General features: G+C 65.4%; 27 protein-coding genes. 22 read left to right on the top strand and 5 right to left on the bottom strand.

Annotation, left to right across the window (positions count from 1 at the left end; translation table 11 throughout):
* Window positions 1–9 precede the first annotated feature (9 nt).
* From rplB to rpsQ, 7 genes are read left to right on the top strand one after another with little or no spacing between them, the layout of a single operon-like run.
* Entirely contained in the window at window positions 10–846 is an 837-nt protein-coding gene (rplB, locus tag CEX87_RS13220; RefSeq protein ID WP_064400117.1) for a 50S ribosomal protein L2, read from the top strand.
* A 21-nt stretch (window positions 847–867) separates the two neighbouring features.
* Window positions 868–1149: a 30S ribosomal protein S19 gene (gene rpsS, locus CEX87_RS13215; RefSeq protein ID WP_007167837.1), complete on the top strand. Its 282-nt coding sequence runs from the start codon at window positions 868–870 to the stop codon at window positions 1147–1149.
* A complete protein-coding gene (gene rplV / locus CEX87_RS13210; RefSeq protein WP_094287648.1) occupies window positions 1149–1745 on the top strand; it encodes a 50S ribosomal protein L22 in 597 nt (198 codons plus the stop codon). The genes rpsS and rplV overlap by 1 nt, the downstream gene beginning before the upstream one ends.
* Window positions 1745–2617 carry a 30S ribosomal protein S3 gene (gene rpsC, locus CEX87_RS13205; RefSeq protein WP_064400115.1) on the top strand — a complete coding sequence of 291 codons (873 nt, stop codon included), beginning with the start codon at window positions 1745–1747 and terminating at the stop codon, window positions 2615–2617. Before rplV ends, rpsC begins: the two co-directional genes overlap by 1 nt.
* 3 nt (window positions 2618–2620) lie before the next feature.
* Window positions 2621–3037 (top strand): 50S ribosomal protein L16, encoded by a 417-nt coding sequence (gene rplP / locus CEX87_RS13200; RefSeq protein ID WP_059101353.1) that lies wholly within the window; start codon window positions 2621–2623, stop codon window positions 3035–3037.
* Window positions 3037–3270: a 50S ribosomal protein L29 gene (rpmC, locus tag CEX87_RS13195; RefSeq protein ID WP_059101354.1), complete on the top strand. Its 234-nt coding sequence runs from the start codon at window positions 3037–3039 to the stop codon at window positions 3268–3270. Before rplP ends, rpmC begins: the two co-directional genes overlap by 1 nt.
* 2 nt (window positions 3271–3272) lie before the next feature.
* On the top strand, window positions 3273–3575 hold the full coding sequence (rpsQ, locus tag CEX87_RS13190; protein WP_064400114.1) for a 30S ribosomal protein S17: 303 nt from the start codon (window positions 3273–3275) through the stop codon (window positions 3573–3575).
* Window positions 3576–3634: 59 nt separating this feature from the next.
* Here the strand turns inward: rpsQ and CEX87_RS13185 are convergent, their stop codons facing one another.
* From CEX87_RS13185 to CEX87_RS13175, 3 genes are all read right to left on the bottom strand, one after another.
* Window positions 3635–5167 carry a sugar transferase gene (locus CEX87_RS13185; protein WP_064400113.1) on the bottom strand — a complete coding sequence of 511 codons (1533 nt, stop codon included), beginning with the start codon at window positions 5165–5167 and terminating at the stop codon, window positions 3635–3637.
* A gap of 135 nt (window positions 5168–5302) precedes the next feature.
* On the bottom strand, window positions 5303–5908 hold the full coding sequence (locus CEX87_RS13180) for a GAF domain-containing protein (protein ID WP_233151379.1): 606 nt from the start codon (window positions 5906–5908) through the stop codon (window positions 5303–5305).
* A 192-nt stretch (window positions 5909–6100) separates the two neighbouring features.
* A complete protein-coding gene (locus tag CEX87_RS13175) occupies window positions 6101–6790 on the bottom strand; it encodes a TetR/AcrR family transcriptional regulator (protein WP_094287646.1) in 690 nt (229 codons plus the stop codon).
* 113 nt (window positions 6791–6903) lie between these two features.
* Here CEX87_RS13175 and CEX87_RS13170 point away from each other — a divergent pair, with 113 nt between their 5' ends.
* The 14 genes from CEX87_RS13170 to CEX87_RS13105 all read left to right on the top strand — a co-directional run bounded on the left by CEX87_RS13170 (window position 6904) and on the right by CEX87_RS13105 (window position 15676).
* Window positions 6904–7530 (top strand): DUF2306 domain-containing protein, encoded by a 627-nt coding sequence (locus tag CEX87_RS13170; RefSeq protein ID WP_332888889.1) that lies wholly within the window; start codon window positions 6904–6906, stop codon window positions 7528–7530.
* A gap of 42 nt (window positions 7531–7572) precedes the next feature.
* Window positions 7573–9924 (top strand): arylsulfatase, encoded by a 2352-nt coding sequence (locus CEX87_RS13165; protein ID WP_094287642.1) that lies wholly within the window; start codon window positions 7573–7575, stop codon window positions 9922–9924.
* Window positions 9925–9955: 31 nt separating this feature from the next.
* Complete coding sequence (locus tag CEX87_RS13160; RefSeq protein ID WP_066810575.1) at window positions 9956–10642, top strand: hypothetical protein; 687 nt, start codon at window positions 9956–9958, stop codon at window positions 10640–10642.
* A gap of 305 nt (window positions 10643–10947) precedes the next feature.
* A complete protein-coding gene (rplN, locus tag CEX87_RS13155; RefSeq protein ID WP_064400107.1) occupies window positions 10948–11316 on the top strand; it encodes a 50S ribosomal protein L14 in 369 nt (122 codons plus the stop codon).
* Window positions 11317–11637: a 50S ribosomal protein L24 gene (gene rplX, locus CEX87_RS13150; protein ID WP_064345605.1), complete on the top strand. Its 321-nt coding sequence runs from the start codon at window positions 11317–11319 to the stop codon at window positions 11635–11637.
* A 1-nt stretch (window position 11638) separates the two neighbouring features.
* Window positions 11639–12211, top strand: a complete 573-nt coding sequence (gene rplE / locus CEX87_RS13145; protein WP_064400106.1) for a 50S ribosomal protein L5 — start codon at window positions 11639–11641, stop codon at window positions 12209–12211.
* 3 nt (window positions 12212–12214) lie between these two features.
* The gene (locus tag CEX87_RS13140; RefSeq protein ID WP_059101363.1) at window positions 12215–12400 is read left to right on the top strand and encodes a type Z 30S ribosomal protein S14; all 186 of its coding nucleotides are present in this window, start codon (window positions 12215–12217) and stop codon (window positions 12398–12400) included.
* An 86-nt stretch (window positions 12401–12486) separates the two neighbouring features.
* Entirely contained in the window at window positions 12487–12885 is a 399-nt protein-coding gene (gene rpsH / locus CEX87_RS13135) for a 30S ribosomal protein S8 (protein ID WP_064345607.1), read from the top strand.
* Between the two features lie 21 nt (window positions 12886–12906).
* Window positions 12907–13446, top strand: coding sequence for a 50S ribosomal protein L6 (gene rplF / locus CEX87_RS13130; RefSeq protein ID WP_064400105.1), 540 nt, complete (start codon window positions 12907–12909; stop codon window positions 13444–13446).
* Window positions 13447–13857: a 50S ribosomal protein L18 gene (rplR, locus tag CEX87_RS13125; protein WP_064400104.1), complete on the top strand. Its 411-nt coding sequence runs from the start codon at window positions 13447–13449 to the stop codon at window positions 13855–13857.
* A gap of 34 nt (window positions 13858–13891) precedes the next feature.
* Window positions 13892–14554, top strand: coding sequence for a 30S ribosomal protein S5 (gene rpsE, locus CEX87_RS13120; protein ID WP_064423144.1), 663 nt, complete (start codon window positions 13892–13894; stop codon window positions 14552–14554).
* Entirely contained in the window at window positions 14555–14779 is a 225-nt protein-coding gene (gene rpmD, locus CEX87_RS13115; protein ID WP_064400102.1) for a 50S ribosomal protein L30, read from the top strand.
* Complete coding sequence (gene rplO / locus CEX87_RS13110; protein ID WP_064400101.1) at window positions 14776–15219, top strand: 50S ribosomal protein L15; 444 nt, start codon at window positions 14776–14778, stop codon at window positions 15217–15219. Before rpmD ends, rplO begins: the two co-directional genes overlap by 4 nt.
* 115 nt (window positions 15220–15334) lie before the next feature.
* Entirely contained in the window at window positions 15335–15676 is a 342-nt protein-coding gene (locus tag CEX87_RS13105) for a DUF732 domain-containing protein (RefSeq protein ID WP_064400100.1), read from the top strand.
* 27 nt (window positions 15677–15703) lie between these two features.
* Here the strand turns inward: CEX87_RS13105 and CEX87_RS13100 are convergent, their stop codons facing one another.
* A complete protein-coding gene (locus tag CEX87_RS13100) occupies window positions 15704–16630 on the bottom strand; it encodes an LLM class flavin-dependent oxidoreductase (protein WP_064400201.1) in 927 nt (308 codons plus the stop codon).
* Window positions 16631–16691: 61 nt separating this feature from the next.
* On the opposite strand from CEX87_RS13100, the gene sppA reads away from it, so the two are divergent.
* The gene (gene sppA / locus CEX87_RS13095; protein WP_064400099.1) at window positions 16692–18488 is read left to right on the top strand and encodes a signal peptide peptidase SppA; all 1797 of its coding nucleotides are present in this window, start codon (window positions 16692–16694) and stop codon (window positions 18486–18488) included.
* Between the two features lie 23 nt (window positions 18489–18511).
* Here the strand turns inward: sppA and CEX87_RS13090 are convergent, their stop codons facing one another.
* Window positions 18512–19987, bottom strand: coding sequence for a flavin-containing monooxygenase (locus CEX87_RS13090; protein ID WP_064400200.1), 1476 nt, complete (start codon window positions 19985–19987; stop codon window positions 18512–18514).
* Window positions 19988–20067: the final 80 nt, after the last annotated feature.

The raw sequence follows: 20067 nt of genomic DNA, 5'->3' as shown, positions 1-20067 counted from the left end.
TAGAGAATCATGGCAATTCGCAAGTACAAGCCGACGACCCCCGGTCGCCGCGGTGCCAGCGTCTCCGACTTCGCTGAGATCACTCGCGACCACCCGGAGAAGTCGCTGGTTCGGCCGCTGCACGGCAAGGGTGGTCGAAACGCGCACGGCCGCATCACCACCCGGCACAAGGGCGGTGGACACAAGCGTGCCTACCGGGTGATCGACTTCCGTCGCCACGACAAGGACGGCGTCAACGCCAAGGTCGCGCACATCGAGTACGACCCCAACCGCACCGCCAACATCGCACTGCTGCACTACTTCGACGGGGAGAAGCGCTACATCATCGCCCCCGAGGGTCTCAAGCAGGGCACCGTCGTCGAGTCGGGGCCCAACGCCGACATCAAACCGGGTAACAACCTGCCGCTGCGCAACATCCCCGCGGGCACCCTGGTGCATGCGGTGGAACTGCGGCCAGGCGGCGGCGCCAAGCTCGCGCGCTCGGCCGGCGCCAGCATCCAGTTGCTGGGCAAGGAAGGCACCTACGCGTCGCTGCGTATGCCCTCCGGTGAGATCCGCCGCGTCGACGTGCGCTGCCGCGCCACCATCGGCGAGGTGGGCAACGCCGAGCAGGCAAACATCAACTGGGGCAAGGCCGGTCGCATGCGGTGGAAGGGCAAGCGCCCCTCCGTCCGTGGCGTCGTGATGAACCCGGTCGACCACCCCCACGGCGGTGGTGAAGGTAAGACCTCCGGTGGTCGTCACCCGGTGAGCCCGTGGGGCAAGCCCGAAGGCCGCACCCGCAAGCCGAACAAAGCGAGCAACAAGCTCATCGTCCGTCGCCGGCGCACCGGCAAGAAGCGCTGAGAGTAGGCAGGTACAAGGAATATGCCACGCAGCCTGAAGAAGGGTCCGTTCGTCGACGACCATCTGTTGAAGAAGGTCGACGCGCAGAACGAGAAGAACACCAAGCAGGTCATCAAGACCTGGTCGCGTCGGTCGACCATCATCCCCGACTTCATCGGGCACACCTTTGCGGTGCATGACGGCCGCAAGCATGTCCCGGTGTTCGTCACCGAGGCGATGGTCGGGCACAAGCTCGGCGAGTTCGCCCCCACCCGCACCTTCAAGGGTCACATCAAGGATGACCGGAAGGCGAAGAGGCGCTAATGACTACAGCGATTGAATATCCGTCCGCGACGGCGAAGGCGCGCTTTGTGCGCGTATCGCCGACGAAGGCGCGCCGCGTCATCGACCTGGTGCGCGGTAAGTCGGTGTCCGAAGCGCTGGACATCCTGCGGTGGGCTCCGCAGGCGGCCAGCGAGCCGGTCGCCAAGGTCATCGCGAGCGCCGCGGCCAACGCGCAGAACAACGAGGGCCTGGATCCGTCCACTCTCGTGGTCGCGACCGTCTACGCCGACGAGGGGCCGACCGCCAAGCGCATCCGGCCACGCGCGCAGGGCCGTGCGTTCCGGATTCGCAAGCGCACCAGCCACATCACGGTGATCGTGGAAAGCAGAGTGAGCCAGGAGCAGCGTGGCGGCGGCCAGTCGGCCAGCGCGGCTCGGGCGCGTCGCGCTCAGGGCAGTAAGGCCAAGAGCGCTGAAGCGGCCAAGAAGGCTCCCGCCAACAAAACCGCAGAGCAGGTGCCCGCCAAGAAGGCACCAGCCAAGAAGGCAGCGCCCAAGAAGGCCGAAGCGAAAGCCGGCACCAAGGCTGAGAAATCGACTGCTGAAGCGTCCGATGCGAAGGAGGGCTCGGAGTAGTGGGCCAGAAAATCAATCCCCACGGCTTCCGGCTCGGTATCACCACCGACTGGAAGTCCCGGTGGTACGCCGATAAGCAGTACAAGGATTACGTCAAGGAAGACGTCGCGATCCGACGGCTGCTGGCCACCGGTCTCGAGCGCGCCGGCATCGCCGACGTGGAGATCGAGCGCACGCGGGACCGCGTGCGTGTGGACATCCACACCGCACGCCCGGGCATCGTGATCGGCCGCCGTGGCACCGAAGCCGACCGCATTCGCGCCGACCTGGAGAAGCTGACCGGCAAGCAGGTGCAGCTGAACATCCTCGAGGTGAAGAATCCCGAGTCGCAGGCGCAGTTGGTGGCCCAAGGCGTTGCCGAGCAGCTGTCCAACCGCGTGGCCTTCCGCCGCGCCATGCGCAAGGCGATCCAGTCCGCGATGCGTCAGCCCAACGTCAAGGGAATTCGCGTGCAGTGCTCCGGTCGCCTCGGTGGCGCCGAGATGAGCCGCTCGGAGTTCTACCGCGAAGGTCGCGTGCCGCTGCACACGCTGCGCGCCGACATCGACTACGGCCTGTACGAGGCCAAGACGACGTTCGGCCGTATCGGCGTGAAGGTGTGGATCTACAAGGGCGACATTGTCGGTGGCAAGCGTGAGCTGGCCGCGGCCGTGCCCGCCGGTGCGGATCGCCCGCGTCGTGAGCGTCCTTCGGGCACCCGGCCGCGTCGCAGCGGCGCATCGGGCACCACCGCGACGAGCACCGAAGCCGGCCGTGCCGCTTCGGGCGGCTCCGAGAGCGGCACGGCTCCGGCCGGAAGCGTCGCAGACAACGCCGCGGCTTCGCAGGCCGCAGCTGCGGCCGAGACGCCGACAGAAAATACGGAGAGCTGAATCATGTTGATTCCCCGCAAGGTCAAGCACCGTAAGCAACACCACCCGAGGCAGCGCGGCATCGCCAGCGGCGGCACGACGGTGAGCTTCGGTGACTACGGTATCCAGGCGCTCGAGCACGCGTACATCACCAACCGGCAGATCGAGTCCGCTCGTATCGCGATCAACCGGCACATCAAGCGTGGCGGAAAGGTGTGGATCAACATCTTCCCGGACCGCCCGCTGACCAAGAAGCCGGCCGAAACCCGCATGGGTTCCGGTAAGGGTTCGCCCGAGTGGTGGGTGGCCAACGTCAAACCGGGCCGCGTGCTCTTCGAGTTGAGCTACCCCGATGAGGCGACCGCCCGGGCGGCGCTGACCCGTGCGATCCACAAGCTGCCGATCAAGGCACGCATCGTCACCCGAGAGGAGCACTTCTGATGGCAGTGGGAGTGACGCCGGGCGAACTGCGCGAGCTGACCGACGACGAATTGAAGGATCGGCTGCGCGAGTCCAAGGAAGAGCTGTTCAACCTGCGCTTCCAGATGGCGACCGGCCAATTGTCGAACAACCGCCGGCTTCGTACGGTGCGTCAGGAAATCGCGCGCGTGTACACCGTGCTGCGCGAACGTGAGTTGGGTCTGGCCTCCGGACCCGTGGGTGAGGATTCGTAACAATGGCAGACAACGCTGCAAAAGGGCCCAAGTACACCCCGCGCAAGGACGAGGAGCGGGGCCGCCGCAAGACGGCCATCGGGTACGTGGTTTCGGACAAGATGCAAAAGACCATCGTGGTCGAGCTGGAAGATCGTAAGAGCCACCCGCTCTACGGCAAGATCATCCGCACCACCAAGAAGGTCAAGGCACACGATGAGGACGACAGCGCGGGCATCGGCGACCGGGTGTCGCTGATGGAGACGCGTCCGCTGTCGGCGACCAAGCGCTGGCGGCTCGTCGAGATTCTCGAGAAGGCCAAATAGGCTGGACCGCAAGGAAAACCCCCGAACACTTCAATGTGTCGGGGGTTTTCGCTCTGCGCTCAGTCTTCTGCAGGCCGCAGGACCGCCAGCACGGTCAGGAGCAATATCTTGAAATCCAAAAGCAGCGACCAGTTGTCGATGTAGTAGTTGTCCCATTCGGCGCGGTCGGCAATCGAGGTCTGTCCCCGGTAACCGTGCACCTGGGCCCAACCCGTCATGCCCGCCTTCACCCGGTGGCGTTGGCCGTAGCGACGCACGTGCATCTCGAACAACTCGACGAACTCCGGCCGCTCGGGGCGCGGACCCACCAGGCTCATCTCTCCACGTAGCACGTTGATCAGTTGAGGCAGTTCGTCCAGCGATGCCTTGCGCATGATGCGGCCGATGCGGGTGCGTCGGTCCTCGCCCTCGACTCCGCCCGGCGCCGTACCCTTCTCGGGTTCGAAACCCGCAGCGGCCTTCTCGGGTTGTCGCATGGTACGGAACTTCAAGCACCCGAAGACCTTTCCGTCGCGTCCGATCCGCTCTTGACTGAAGAAGATCGGGCCCGGCGAGCTGAATTTCACCGCCATCGCGAGCACGAGCAGCAACGGCGAGATGAGCACAAGTCCGACCAGCGCGGCCACGCGATCACCGCCATGCTTGACGGCGAATTGCCAGCCTTTCGGATTGACGCGGGTCAGCACCATGAGCGGTACGCCGCCCATGTGCTCGATTCGGGTGCCGCTGCCCACCGAGTCCATCAACCGCGGCACCACGCGCACACGCAACCCGAGTTCCTGAGCCAATTGCGCGGTCCGCGAAAGGTGTTCGTCGGGCAACGGCGACGGGGCGATGATGAGCTCCTCGGCCCGCGTGGCGCGCGCGGCGCTTTCGAGTTCGTTCGTACCACCCAGGTAAGGGACGTCGAACATCTCGACATCTGTGGGCCGCGTGTCGTCCAATACACCGACCGGGCACATGCCGTAGTCCCGGATCTGACGCATGCGGGAAATGAGCTGATGGGCGACCGGACCGGAGCCGACGACCAGTGCCGGCCTGCCGACTTCGAACCTTCTGCGCAGCCATCGGTTCACCAACGACCGAGCCAGGCGCACCACGGGAATGAGAATGGCGGCGAACACCCAGATCTTCAGGACGAGCTCGCTCGGGCGGACATACGGCGTGAGAACCTCACCGACCGGCAGCCGGGGCACCAGGAGCACCATCAGCGTCAACGTGGCCAAAGCGGCCACCGCGATCGACGTTGCCACGGGCTCGAACTGGTCCAGGAAGCCCTCGTTCAGCTTCTGTCGATACATCGACCGGGTGGTCATCACGATCAGCAGCATCGGGACGAAAAGCCACGAGAACAGGGCGATGTTGCGGTCCTGCTCCATGTCGCCCGGGATCCACCACTGGGCCAGCGCCACTGCGGCCACGGCCAGGATGGCGTCGATCGCCACGGTGATCACCGAGTACCACGGATCGACACGGAGAACTTCGACCCAGCGGGGTGTCGGATTGGGCGAAGGAGCCGGCACGACCTTCAACCGCGGCACCGTCGGACGGCTACTAGGCGCGTGCTCCGAGACATCCGCCTTAAGCTGCATTTATCACTCTCTCGGACGGAACTGGCAACTATGTTAGATGCACTGTACCGACCCCGATCTCAAAAAGCGCAGTCACGGCAATCGTTGAACACGCGCGTTGGCGTACCACGGATATCCAGGTTTGCTGAAGTTCCGTTATCGGGCGTTTGAAGTGGGAGGGACGCTGAAAATTCGTTCCGTAGTCAGTTGCGCGAGGTCGCTCAAAATCTGGACATGGCCGGTGCTCCACTGCCTTGGCTTGCTGTCGGACACACACAGCGTGCCGATCGCGTGGCCATCTTGATCGATCAGGGGTATGCCGAGGTAGGCGGCCATCGCACCGCCGCGCACCACGGGGTGGTTCATGAACACGGGGTCGGTCCGTGCGTCTTCGATGACCAGAGCGGCTCCATCGGCCACGGTGTACTGGCAGATGGATTGGTCGAACGGCATCGCTCGGTCCTCGATCGAGAGCTTGCCCATCCCGGCGGTGCTCTTGTAGAACGTACGGTCGGCATCGACCAGGCTCACCGCCGCAAACGGGGTCCCCAGCGCTTCTGCGGCCGCTCGGGAGATCCGGTCATAGGCAGGGTCCGGCGGCGAGTCGAGTAGTCCGGTCGAGCGCAGTGAGCTCAGTCGATCGGGGTCGTTTACCACCGTCGACACGTCCGGCATGGCATCGCTGTTCAGCACTCCTGATTCGGACAGGTGCGAGAGCAGTTCCTTCGCCGAGACGTTTGTGCGCATCTGGTCGGCGACCATTTGTGCTGCGACCGCACGTGCGACGTAGGTTTCCACGTCCGTGCCGGCATTGCGTGCGCATTCTTCGAGTTGGCGGTTGAGCCACTCATCGAAACGCCGAAACGAGCGAGTCACAATGCGAAACGGTATACGAATTGGCCGATCTGCACGTGTTGGTCGAATATCCACCGGTCGCGGGCGTCGTCGCGTCCGCTAACCGATCCTGGTGGCGATGCCGTCGAGCAGTTGACCCAATCCGGAACGGAAGTCGGCGGAAGGGTCGTTGTCGGTGGGGTCGAAGACACCCTCATGCAGCGCTGCGGCCAGTGCCGGGAACTTCTCCGGGTCGAGCAGGCCCCGAAGGAGCGCCGGATAGCCCGGCCAATCGGTTCGACCAGCCTCGATGTCGGCTGCCGCTGCGCCACGGACGAAGTGCAGGACCGCCATGACCGCGGCGAACTTGTCACGCTCGCTGAGCCCGGTGTCGGCGAGGGCGGCCAGCCCCGCGTCCAGCCACGCCACCTGGCCCGGATCGGCCGGCGGCCCGGCAGACACGGCCTGTAACACCCACGGGTGCCGGTGGTAGACGTACCACAATCCGTCTGCCCAATTCGTCAGTGCCTCAGCCCAATTGGCGGGCGCACCGGTTGGTGGACGGCCGACCGCAACAGCCGACATGAAGATCACGAGCTCGTCCTTGTTGGCGACATGTCGGTACAGCGACATCGTGCCGCACCCCAGACGCTCGGCCAGTCGGGCCATGGACAGTGCGTCCAGACCGTCGGCGTCGGCCAGTTCAACGGCGGTGCGCACAATGCGCTCCCGGTTCAGCCCAGTGGAGCGTGCGGGCTCGCTCGGCTCATTCCAGAGGAGCTTCAGTGCACGCGGTAGGGATTCGCTCATCGATGGTCAGCCTAAGCCACTGGACATCGAGCGCGTATGCCGTACGCTCTGTGCGTATGTCATACGCATCTCGTCATACTTCTCACCGGTGGGCGCTTGCACTCGCAGTCGTCGTGGCGTGCTTTCTGGGCTTCTCCGTACCCCCGTATCTGGCCGGCGGCACCCGGGTGCCTGCCACGTTCTGGCTGCACTACCCGCTGTTGGTGTTTCACGTCATGTTCGCGAGCGTCGCGATGGTCGCGGCGGTGGTGCAGATCTGGCCTCGGCTTCGTACTTCTCACCCCGCACTGCATCGCCGTTGCGGTCGCGTCTACGTCGTCGCTGCACTTCCGGCCGCCGTGTCCGCGATGGTGATCGGCGCGGTCACTCCGTTCGGACCACTTTTGGCTGTCAGCAACGTGACGTTGGGCGCGTTGTGGCTGTGGTTCACCGCGAGGGGCTATGCCGCGGCCCGGAGTCGCCTTATCTCCGAGCACCGGCGGAACATGGTGCGCAGCGCGGCGCTGGCACTGTCTGTCATCACCAACCGAATCTGGACGCCTGTCATCTATGTCTCCTTTCGACCGTTGCAGGACAACGTCTTTGGTGGCAATGCCGAACATTTCCAATGGTTTGCAGCCGGAGTCGGTGCATGGCTGGGGTGGACGGTTCCTCTCGGAATTGTTCAGTGGTGGCTGACCAGACGGGCGGTGACGGCGTCGTCGTCGAATCGTCAGCTAACCGAGACACCCCACGTGTAATCTCCGGGCCACACTGCGACGCGACACCGGACAAGGCTGGGCATGGCAACCGAATTCAACGGCAAGATCGAACTCGACATTCGCGACTCGGAACCGGACTGGGGCCCGTACGCTGCACCGACCGCCCCCGAAGGCGCCCCCAACGTGCTCTACCTCGTCTGGGACGACATCGGTATCGCCACATGGGACTGCTTCGGCGGCCTCGTCGAGATGCCCACGATGAGCCGTATCGCCGAACGCGGCGTTCGACTGTCGCAGTTCCACACCACCGCGCTCTGCTCGCCGACCAGGGCGTCCCTGTTGACCGGCCGCAACCCGACGACCGTCGGCATGGCGACCATCGAGGAGTTCACCGAAGGCTTCCCCGGCTGCAACGGGCGGATCCCGTTCGACACCGCGCTCCTGTCCGAAGTGCTGGCCGAACACGGATACAACACCTATTGCGTCGGCAAGTGGCATCTGACGCCGCTCGAGGAGTCGAATCTGGCCTCCACCAAACGACATTGGCCCCTGTCGCGCGGCTTCGAGCGGTTCTACGGGTTCATGGGCGGCGAAACCGATCAGTGGTACCCGGAGCTGGTCTACGACAACCACCCCGTCGCGCCGCCGGCCGCACCAGAGGAGGGTTACCACCTGTCAAAGGATTTGGCAGACAAAACCATCGAGTTCATCCGCGATGCGAAGGTGATCGCACCGGACAAGCCGTGGTTCTCGTACGTCTGCCCAGGAGCCGGACACGCCCCGCATCACGTCTTCGCCGAGTGGGCCGACCGCTACGCCGGCAAGTTCGACATGGGCTACGAGCGATACCGCGAGATCGTGCTGGACAACCAGAAGAAGCTCGGCATCGTGCCCTCCGACACTGAACTCTCGCCGATCAATCCGTACGGAGACGTCAAGGGGCCCAACGGTGAACCGTGGCCGACACAGGACACGGTGCGGCCATGGGACGAGCTCGGCGACGACGAGAAGCGCCTTTTCGCGCGCATGGCCGAAGTGTTCGCCGGATTCCTGTCCTACACCGATGCGCAGATCGGTCGCATCATCGACTATCTGGAGGACTCGGGTCAGCTCGACAACACGATCATCGTCGTCATCTCCGACAACGGCGCGAGCGGCGAGGGCGGCCCGAATGGCTCGGTGAACGAGGTCAAGTTCTTCAACGGATACATCGACACCGTCGAGGACGGCCTCCGTCTCATCGACAACCTCGGCGGCCCGGAGACCTACAACCACTATCCGACCGGCTGGGCGATGGCGTTCAACGCCCCGTACAAGCTTTTCAAGCGCTACGCCTCACACGAAGGAGGGATCGCGGACCCCGCAATCGTCTCCTGGCCCAAGGGGATCGCCGCACACGGCGAGGTGCTAGACAGCTACATCAACGTCTGCGACGTCACACCGACGATCTATCAGCTCCTCGGCATCACCCCGCCCGACACGGTCAAAGGAGTGCCCCAGAAGCCGCTGGACGGGGTGAGTTTCGAGGCGGCACTGCGGGATTCGTCGGCGGCAACCGACAAGCGCACGCAGTTCTACACGATGCTCGGCACACGGGGGATCTGGCACGACGGCTGGTTCGCCAACACCGTGCACGCCGCATCACCGGCAGGTTGGTCACATTTCGACAGCGACCGATGGGAGCTGTTCCATATCGAAGCCGACCGCAGTCAGTGCCACGACCTGGCCGCCGAAAACCCGGACAAGCTCGAAGAACTCACCAAGCTGTGGTTCGCCGAGGCCGACAAGTACAACGGCCTGCCGCTTGGCGACCTGAACATTTTCGACACCATTTCGCGGTGGCGGCCGGGGGTGGCGGGCCGGCGCGACTCGTACCGGTACTACCCCGGCACCGCCGACGTCGGAATGGGAGCCGCGGTCGAGATACAAGGGCGGTCGTTCGCGGCCATGGCCGAGATGGTGATCGACACGTCGGGCGCCGAAGGCGTGATCTTCAAACACGGTGGCGCGCACGGCGGTCACGTGATGTTCGTGCAGGACGGGCGGCTTCATTACGTGTACAACTTCCTGGGCGAGGACGAGCAGCGAATGTCGTCGCCGGATGCGGTGCCGTTGGGGCGGCACTCGTTCGGGGTCGCGTATGTGCGCACCGGAACCGCCGAGGGCAGCCACACCCCGATCGGAGACGCGGCTTTGTATATCGATGACCAGCAGGTCGCGACGTTGCGCGAAATGCGCGTCCATCCGGGGACGTTCGGGCTCGCCGGCGCGAGTCTGAGCATCGGCAGGAACGCCGGATCTCCGGTTTCGGGCTCGTACAGGCCGCCGTTTGCGTTCACCGGTGGCACCATCGTCGAGGTCAACATCGACGTCTCGGGCAAGCCGTATCTGGACCTGGAGAGGGAGTTCGCGCGCGCCTTCGCGAAGGACTGATCACACCGAGCATGGAGGCGGTACGGTTTCGATGAAGTACGCCGTGGGGCAGGCGATCGCTCTGACGTGGCTGCTGACCGCGTGTGTCGACAACAGCGAAGGCGTACCGATCGCAGAAGAGGCCGTCGTCTCCGACACGACGATCTCCGCCACCGCGACGCCGCCGTCGACCGCGCCGTCCGACCCGCCGGTTGACACCGCCCAGCCGGGCATCGTGCCGACCCCACAACCGTCGGCGGCCGATCGCGCTTGCGGCACGCCGCACCCCGATCAGGTGTCGGCCGCGGTGCCTGATCCGGCGGCGCCCAAGATCACGGTGGCTCTACCGGCGGGATGGTTCACGGCGGCGGGACAGGGGGATGTCGCGCTGCGGCTGACCGGGCCGGACGGGATGTGGGCGACGGTCACCATTGCCGAGACGACGCTGCCGCCGGCCGAAGCGTTCGAACGCTATGCCGACGACGCTGTGGCGGCAGCCGATATCAGCACGCTGAGCGTGCTGCCGGCCGAACTGTGCGGCTACAGCGGTCAGAAGCTGCTCGGGTCGTGGGCGGGCTCGCCGGGACCCGCGGTGCAGTTCGGCGACCGGCTCGCCCATATCCCGACGAGCACCGGCGACTACCTGGTGGCGGTGCACGTCGAAGCTCCCGCCCAGACGGCGGGCTTCGACCCGCTCGGCTCGCCGCTGCTGGGGGAGTTCGGCATCGTCATTCCCTGAGCGATCACCCATCGAGTCGAAACGACGTCGCTGATTACAGGACGCTCGGGGTCCCGCGAGCGTGCGAAAAGCGTCGAGAATCCGCGGCGGGTCGTCGACAAACACGCACGCTCGCGCCGCAGGGGAGGGCGTGATCAGCGACGATTTGGCTTCCTGCAGGTCCTCCCATAGAATCAAGCGGTTGCCTTGGGCAGACCTCGGCCAGTCGCGTGCGGCGGGCCCCGCGTGCCTTTCGGTGACAGCAAGACCGCGTACGTCCAGGTCGGTATCTGGCGTGCATACAAAAACCAGGTCGAGGAGATCGAGTGATTCAGCAGGAATCGCGGCTCAAGGTCGCCGACAACACGGGCGCCAGGGAGATCCTGTGCATCCGCGTGCTCGGCGGCTCGTCGCGGCGCTATGCCGGCATCGGCGATGTCATCGTGGCGACCGTAAAGGAAGCCATTCCCGGCGGCAACGTCAAGCGCGGCGAGATCGTGAAGGCCGTCATCGTGCGCACCGTCAAGGAGCGCCGTCGCGCCGACGGAAGCTACATCAAGTTCGACGAGAACGCCGCCGTCATCATCAAGGCCGACAACGACCCGCGCGGTACCCGCATCTTCGGTCCGGTCGGCCGCGAACTGCGCGAGAAGCGCTTCATGAAGATCGTCTCGCTTGCTCCGGAGGTGTTGTAGATGAAGGTCCACAAGGGCGACACCGTGCTCGTCATCTCCGGCAAGGACAAGGGCGCCAAGGGCAAGGTGCTGGTCGCCTACCCGGCGCGCAACAAAGTCCTCGTCGAGGGCGTCAACCGGATCAAGAAGCACACGGCGGTGTCGAGCAACGAGCGCGGCGCACAGTCCGGCGGCATCGTCACCCAGGAGGCGCCGATCGACGTCTCCAATGTGATGGTCGTCGACTCCGACGGCAAGCCGACCCGCATCACGTACCGGGTTGACGAGGAGACCGGCAAGAAGGTCCGCATCGCCAAGACCAACGGCAAGGACATCAACTGACATGACCACTGTCGAAAACACCGCAAAGGCCCTGCCGCGCCTCAAGCAGCGCTACCGCGAAGAGATCCGCGATGCGCTGGCCAAGGAGTTCGGCTACGCGAACGTCATGCAGATCCCCGGCGTGGTAAAGGTCGTCGTCAACATGGGCGTCGGCGACGCCGCCCGTGACGCGAAGCTGATCAACGGTGCGGTCAACGATCTCGCACTGATCACCGGTCAGAAGCCGGAGGTGCGCCGGGCGCGTAAGTCCATCGCCCAGTTCAAGCTTCGCGAGGGCATGCCGATCGGCGCCCGCGTCACGCTGCGCGGCGACCGGATGTGGGAATTCCTCGACCGGTTGATCTCGATTGCGCTGCCGCGTATCCGCGACTTCCGCGGGCTGTCGCCCAAGCAGTTCGACGGCACCGGCAACTACACCTTCGGACTCACCGAGCAGTCGGTGTTCCACGAGATCGATGTGGACTCCATCGACCGCCCCCGTGGCATGGACATCACCGTCGTCACCACGGCGACGACCGACGACGAAGGACGAGCGCTGCTGCGGGCGCTGGGCTTTCCGTTCAAGGAGAACTGAGTTATGGCAAAGAAGGCACTGGTCAACAAGGCCAACAAGAAGCCGAAGTTCAAGGTGCGCGCCTACACCCGCTGCCAGCGCTGCGGGCGGCCGCACGCCGTCTTCCGCAAGTTCGGCCTGTGCCGGATCTGCCTGCGCGAGATGGCACACGCCGGCGAACTGCCCGGCGTGCAGAAGAGCAGCTGGTAACCCAGCCCGAACCGACCAGACCAACCAAACAGGTTGCGGTAGGCCCGGATACCGGGAACCACCGCGAGAAAGGTGAACCGGCTGTCATGACTATGACGGACCCGATCGCAGACTTCTTGACACGTCTGCGCAACGCCAATTCGGCGTACCACGACGAGGTGACACTGCCCCACTCCAAGCTCAAGGCCAACATCGCCGAGATCTTGAAGAAAGAGGGCTACATCGCCGATTACCGGACCGAGGATGCTCGGGTCGGCAAGTCGCTTGTCGTGCAACTGAAGTACGGCCCCAGCCGGGAGCGAAGCATCGCCGGCCTGCGCCGCGTGTCCAAGCCCGGTCTGCGGGTCTACGCGAAATCCACCAATCTGCCGCGGGTTCTCGGCGGCCTCGGCGTGGCGATCATCTCCACGTCGTCGGGGCTCCGGACCGACCGCCAGGCAGCCCAAGAGGGCGTGGGCGGCGAAGTCCTCGCGTACGTGTGGTAGGCGAGAGGGAGTAGAGCTCAAATGTCGCGTATTGGAAAGCAGCCGGTCCCCGTCCCCAGCGGGGTCGACGTATCGATCGACGGGCAGAACGTGTCGGTCAAGGGGCCCAAGGGAACTCTCGAACTGGCAGTGGCCGAACCGATCCGGGTCGCCCGTGACGACGACGGCGCCATCGTGGTGTCGCGACCCGACGACGAGCGGCGCAGCCGTTCGCTGCACGGTTTGTCGCGCACGCTGGTGGCGAACCTGATCACCGGCGTCACCCAGGGTTACACCACCAAGATGGAGATCTTCGGTGTCGGTTACCGCGTGCAGCTCAAGGGTTCCAACCTCGAGTTCGCGTTGGGCTACAGCCACCCGGTGGTCATCACCGCCCCCGAGGGGGTGACGTTCGCGGTGGAGACACCGACGAAGTTCTCGATCTCCGGCATCGACAAGCAGAAGGTCGGCCAGGTCGCGGCGAACATCCGCCGCCTGCGCAAGAGCGATCCCTACAAGGGCAAGGGCATCCGCTACGAGGGCGAGCAGATCCGCCGCAAGGTCGGAAAGACAGGTAAGTAAATGGCTTCGACAACAAATTCGGCAGCGCCGACGCGCAAGCCCGTGGGCCAGAACATCTCTGAGACCCGGCGGGTGGCGCGGCTGCGTCGGCACGCTCGCCTGCGTAAGAAGATCTCCGGCACGGCAGAGGTGCCGCGGTTGGTGGTCAACCGTTCGTCGCGGCACATCCACGTGCAGCTGGTGAACGACCTCAACGGCACCACGCTGGCCGCGGCGTCCTCGATCGAGGCCGATGTGCGGGCGGTCGACGGTGACAAGAAAGCCCACAGCGTGCGGGTCGGTCAGCTGATCGCCGAGCGCGCGAAGGCCGCAGGGATCGACAAGGTCGTGTTCGACCGCGGTGGGTACACCTACGGCGGACGGATCGCGGCGCTGGCCGATGCGGCGCGCGAAGGCGGGTTGGAATTCTGATGACTGAGCTCAACACAATGGGAAGGACTGCATGATGGCCGAACAGGCAACAGCCGGCGGCCCCCAGGACGGCCGCGGGTCGCGGGGCGACCGCGACGGACGTGGTCGCCGCGACGACCGTGGCGGTCGTGGCCGCGACGGCGGCGACAAGAGCAACTACCTCGAGCGCGTCGTCTCGATCAACCGCGTCTCCAAGGTGGTCAAGGGTGGCCGCCGGTTCAGCTTCACCGCGCTGGTGATCGTCGGCGACGGCAAGGGCATGGTCGGTGTCGGATACGGCAAGGCCAAGGAAGTTCCCGCCGCCATCGCCAAGGGCGTCGAAGAAGCACGCAAGAACTTCTTCCGGGTTCCGCTGATCGGCGGCACCATCACCCACCCGGTGCAGGGCGAAGCCGCCGCCGGTGTGGTGATGCTGCGTCCGGCCAGCCCCGGTACCGGTGTGATCGCCGGCGGTGCGGCTCGCGCGGTGCTGGAATGCGCCGGCGTGCACGACATCCTGGCCAAGTCGCTGGGCAGCGACAACGCGATCAACGTGGTGCACGCCACCGTTGCCGCGCTGAAGCTGCTGCAGCGTCCCGAAGAGGTCGCCGCCCGACGCGGGCTGCCGATCGAAGATGTGGCGCCTGCGGGCATGCTGCGGGCGCGCCGGGAGGCCGAGGCGCTTGCCGCGTCGGCAGCGCGTGAAGGGTCGTCGTAAATGGCAGAGCTGAAGATCACCCAGGTGCGCAGCACCATCGGTGCACGCTGGAAGCAGCGGGAGAGCCTGCGGACGTTGGGGCTGCGCAAGATTCGCCAGTCCGTAGTCCGCGAGGACAACGCGCAGACGCGCGGCCTGATCAAGACCGTGCATCACCTCGTCAAAGTTGAAGCAGTAGAGGCCGGCGATGAGCGCTCGCGCGAAGAGCGGAAGGCTAAAGCATGACACCTATCAAACTGCACGACCTGAAACCGGCGCCCGGTTCGAAGACGGCCAAGACCCGGGTGGGTCGCGGCGAGGGTTCAAAGGGTAAGACCGCGGGTCGCGGCACCAAGGGCACCAAGGCCCGCAAGAACGTCCCCGCGACGTTCGAGGGCGGTCAGATGCCGATCCACATGCGGCTGCCGAAGCTCAAGGGCTTCCGCAACCGCTTCCGCACCGAGTACGAGGTCGTCAACGTCGGCGACATCAACAAGCTGTTCCCCAATGGCGGCGACGTCGGTGTGGACGAGCTGGTCGCCGCGGGCGCGGTGCGCAAGAACGCACTGGTCAAGGTACTCGGCGACGGCAAGCTCACCGTGAAGGTGAACGTCACCGCGCACAAGTTCAGCGGCAGCGCCCGCGAGAAGATCTCCTCGGCGGGCGGTTCGGCGACCGAGCTGTAACCCCGCGTCGACCGGGAGCCCCTGCCGTGGAGGCGGGGGCTTTCGTGTCGGGCGGTCGTAACGCGAGGCGCCGTCCGACGATATGGTGCGTAGGCGTGACACATCAGGAGCAGATATGACTTACCTCCGCCGTCTCACTGCCGTCGCTGGGGCAGCCGGTATCGCGTTGTTCGGCGGCGTGGCGACCGCCCACGCCCAGGACGACGATGCGAAGTTCGCCGATCACGTCGAGGCGCTGCAGATTCCACTCGGTGAAACCGACCTGCCTGCGTTGGGTCAGGGTATCTGCGACATGCTGACCGCGGGCCTGGACGGCAGCGCCAACCCGGTTCCTGTCGTGCGCGGTGTGGTCAACCGCCTTACCGGCACCGGTATGGATCGCGGGCAGGCCGCGGGGCTGATGCGCGCGGCGGTCGCCGTCTACTGCCCCCAGCACGGCCGCTTCATGGGGCGCTGACCGGGCTTCATTCGAGTCGACGCGGCTTCACTTCAGCTGCGGAATCACTTCTGCCGCAAGACGTTCCATCTGTTCGCGGTCTTCGGAGACATCCTCGCCGACGGGGTTGAGCAGTAGCATCTCGGCGCCTGCGTCGACGACATCGCGCAGCCCGCGGACCACGTCGGCGGGTGTGCCGGATACCGGGACCTCGTCGATGCCGGCCATACCGCCGTAGATGCGGCGCAGGCCGGCCAGTACCCGCTCCCTGGCGCGCAAGGGGTCATCGTCGACGATCAGGTACACGCGCTTGCCGACAGTGAAATCCTCTGCATCCCTTCGTTGTTCGGCCAGTTCGTGATGAACGGTTCTGACCGCTTCGGCGAACGCGGCCGTCGTCGACGAACCCGCCCCCAGGAACGCGTCGCCGTGGCGCACCGCCCTGGCGATGGCGCGAGGAACGTTGGCGCCGAACCAGAGCGGCGGATGCGGTCGCTGGACGGGTTTGGGTTGGATCGGCAGCCCGTCGACGTCACGAAACCGGCCGTGAAACGTCACCTTGGGTTCGTCGGACCAGGCCGCCTTCATCAACTCGAGCCCTTCGGTGAAGTTGCCGACGAACGTGGCCCGTTCTACGCCGAACGCCGCGAACTTGCGGGTGCCGCCACCAGGGGCCACCCCGAGGTCGAGCCGTCCGTGGCTGAGGTGGTCGACCGCCGTCACCGCTGAGGCCAGTTGAAGCGGTTCGTGCAGGGAGGTCACGAGGACGGCCACCCCCAGGCGGATCCGCTCGGTGTGTGCGGCGGCCCATGCGAGCATCTCCAGCGGTGCGAGCAGCGGTGAGGGCCCGATCGTCTGCTCCAGCGTCCACGCGCCGGTGAAGCCCAGTGCTTCAGCACGGATCAGGTAGTCGCGTGTGGCGCAGGCATCGAAGCCGCCCGCGACGCGCTGGGGGACGGAGATGTCGAATCGCACGGCACCACGGTAGACGCGCTCGCCGGGCCGAGGCGCTGCGCGGCGTCGGTAGGCTCGCAGCATGTCCGTTTTCCTGCCCGGCATGTCCGGACTCCCCGGTCTCGACGACGTGCGCGCGCTGGCGCGGCGCATCGACACCGCCCGCCACAACGGTGTCCCGAACGGATGCGTGCTCGAACTCGACCTGACGTCGGTGCCGAGCGAGACCGCCGGGTTCGACCCGCTGGCATTGATCTCCGGGGCGGGCCGTCCGCTTCTGTTGCGGGAGGCCGTCGCGGCGATCCACCGGGCGGCCGAGGACGACCGGGTCGCCGGCCTGATCGCTCGGGTGCAGCTGCCCGCTGCGTCGCCGGGCCCGGTGCAGGAACTGCGTTCAGCCATCGCGGCGTTCAGCGACCTCAAGCCGTCGTTGGCGTGGGCCGAGACCTATCCCGGCACGCTGTCGTACTACCTGGCCTCAGCATTCCGCGAGGTCTGGATGCAACCTGCGGGCACGGTGGGACTGGTGGGTTTTGCGACGAACGCACTGTTCCTGCGCGGCGCGCTCGACAAGATCGGAGTCGAGGCGCAGTTCATCGCGCGCGGTGAATACAAGTCTGCGGCAAACCGTTTCACCGAAGACGGTTACACCGAGGCCCATCGCGAGGCCGACGAACGGTTGATTCAAAGCCTGCACACCCAGGTGCTGGAGGCGGTCGCACAGTCGCGTCACCTCGAGCCCGAGGACGTCGACGCGCTCGCCGACAAGGCGCCGTTGCTGCGCGAAGACGCGCTCGCCGGAAGGTTGATCGACCGCGTCGGCTTCCGTGACGAAGCCTATGCACGCATGGCCGAACTGGCCGGCGCACCGGACTTCACGGCAGGCGCGGACGCCGACTCCGACGACGCGCCGCCGCGGCTGTTCCTGTCGCGTTATGCGCGTGCCACGGCGGAACGCCCGGCTCTGCCCGTGCCGTCCATCCCCGGACGCAAGAAGGCGACGATCGCCGTGGTGACCCTGCACGGCCCGATCGTCAGTGGTCGCGGCGGCACGCAACCGCTGCCGTTGGGCAGTTCGAGCGCGGGCGGCGACACGATCGCCGCGGCGCTTCGCGAAGCCGCGGCCGCCGAAGACGTTTCGGCGATCGTGTTGCGGGTGGACAGCCCCGGCGGCTCGGTGACCGGATCGGAAACCATTTGGCGCGAAGTGCAACAGAGCCGCGACAAAGGCAAGCCGGTGGTCGCGTCGATGGGCGCCGTCGCGGCATCCGGCGGCTACTACGTGTCGATGGCCGCCGATGAGATCGTCGCCAATTCCGGCACCATTACCGGCTCGATCGGTGTGCTGGCGGGCAAGCTGGTGGCTCGCGAGCTCAAGGGGCGTCTTGGCGTCGGCTCCGGGACGGTACGTACCAACCGCAACGCCGACGTCTGGTCGCTCAACGAGCCGTTCACCGACGAGCAGCATGCACACGTGGAGGCCGAGGCGGACCTGCTCTACACCGATTTCATCGAGCGGGTCGCCGTGGGCCGCAAGATGAGCGTCGAGGATGTCGACGCCGTCGCGCGCGGTCGGGTTTGGACCGGTGCCGACGCGCACGAGCACGGTTTGGTCGATCACCTCGGCGGCCTGCGCGCCGCGATCACGAGGGCCAAAGTGTTGGCGGGGATCGACGTCGACGCCGAGGTGCGCATCGTCACGTATCCGGGTTCGTCGCTGCTGGACCGGTTGCGGCCCAAACCGTCGTCGCTGCCGGCGGCATCGCTACCGGACGCCGTCGCCGGACTGCTCGGGCGGTCCGTGGTGCAGTTGGCCGACGAGACGGAGCGCTCGCTCAGTGGCGTCAGCGCGCTGTTGTTCGGCGATTACCGGTTCTGAGCGATCGGGTCAGAGCGAGGGGTTCAAGCAACTGCGCCCACCGGCGCGCCACTGAACGACAGAATTCCGTCGTCGATCGGATCCTCGAGCAGCAGCCGACAGTCCTTCTCGTAGTGCATGAGTACCTTCCAGGGAACGGCAGACCCTTGGCGAGGCAGAAGGTTTTGCGCGCGTCGAATGTACCCAGAATGCAAGTCGTCCATAACGCTCGCAGCTGTCGAGCAGGCATTGGAATCGCAAGGTCTTGCGACGGCGAATGCATTGTCGTCCATGTGTTTGAGCAGCCGGCACAAGTAGGCGCTCGCGATGTCGGCCTTGAGCGTGTACGCCGCATTGATGTAGCCGAACAACCAGGCGAAATTCGGCACGTCCTCGACTAGGACACTCTTGTAAGTCATGCGAGTGCTGGGATCACATGGCACGCCGTCGACCGTCAACTGCATCCCACCGAGAAACTGAAGGTTCAGCCCGGTCGCCGCGACGATAAGGTCGGCCTCGAGTTCACATCCGGACTTCAGAAGGATTCCGCCTTCGGTGAAGCGCTCGATCTCGTCGGTGACGATGGATGCAGACCCAGACTTCACTGCCTTGAAGAAGTCGCCGTCGGATGCGACGCACAGCCGCTCATCGAACGGCATGTATCGAGGCGTGAAATGCCGCATGTCAATCGAAGGACCCACCCGTCGACGAACGTGCCTTAGCAAGAGTCTCCGGGACAGCCGCGGCCAACGCCTGCACGCCAGATAGACCTTGCGTTGCATGACGATGTTGCGCTTGCGGGCAAGTCCGTACACCGTCTCTTCGGGAAGGACCCGCCCCAAGAATTCCGAGACCTTGTCGAATGCCGGCAATGACATCACGTAAGACGGCGAGCGTTGCAGCATCGTGACATGCTCAGCGCCGCTTGCCATTGCGGGGACAACGGTGACAGCGGTTGCCCCGCTGCCGATTACGACGACGCGCATACCCGTGTAGTCCAGATCCTGGGGCCAGTGCTGAGTGTGCACGAATCGCCCATTGAACTGGTCGGCGCCTGGAAAGTCGGGAAGATACCCGACGTCATAGTTGTAGTAACCGGTGCAGTTGATGAGGAACCCACAAGAGTAGTGGCGGATCTCCCCGGTGGCCTCATGCACGGCGTTCACTGTCCACCGGCAGTGGGTGGTGGACCATTCTGCGCTCAAGACTTTGAATCCATACAGAATCTTCTCGGCGATGCCGAACTCGGCTGCTGTATCGGCGATGTACTGGCGGATCTTGTCACCTCTCGCAACTATGTCGGGGCTACGCCAAGGGCGGAACCCGTATCCGAGCGTCAGCATGTCGACGTCGGACCGGATGCCGGGGTAGCGGAAAAGGTCCCACGTGCCACCCAGGTGCTCGCGTCGCTCGAGCAACGCCAAGCTCTTATGCGGGAGGCTTCTTGTCACGTGGCAAGCGGCGCCCACTCCTGCCAGTCCCGCGCCGATGATCAGTACATCGAAATCCGGTGCGCTCATGCCAGTAGCGTGGCGGCGCACGGCATTGACCGTCTTGACATTTTCCGACACACTTTTACCACTTCGCGACACCTTGGGGG

This window comes from Mycobacterium lehmannii (assembly GCF_002245535.1).
Lineage (GTDB): Bacteria > Actinomycetota > Actinomycetes > Mycobacteriales > Mycobacteriaceae > Mycobacterium > Mycobacterium lehmannii.
Note: the sequence above shows the minus strand (reverse complement) of the source record. Positions and strands in the feature narration are given on the sequence as shown.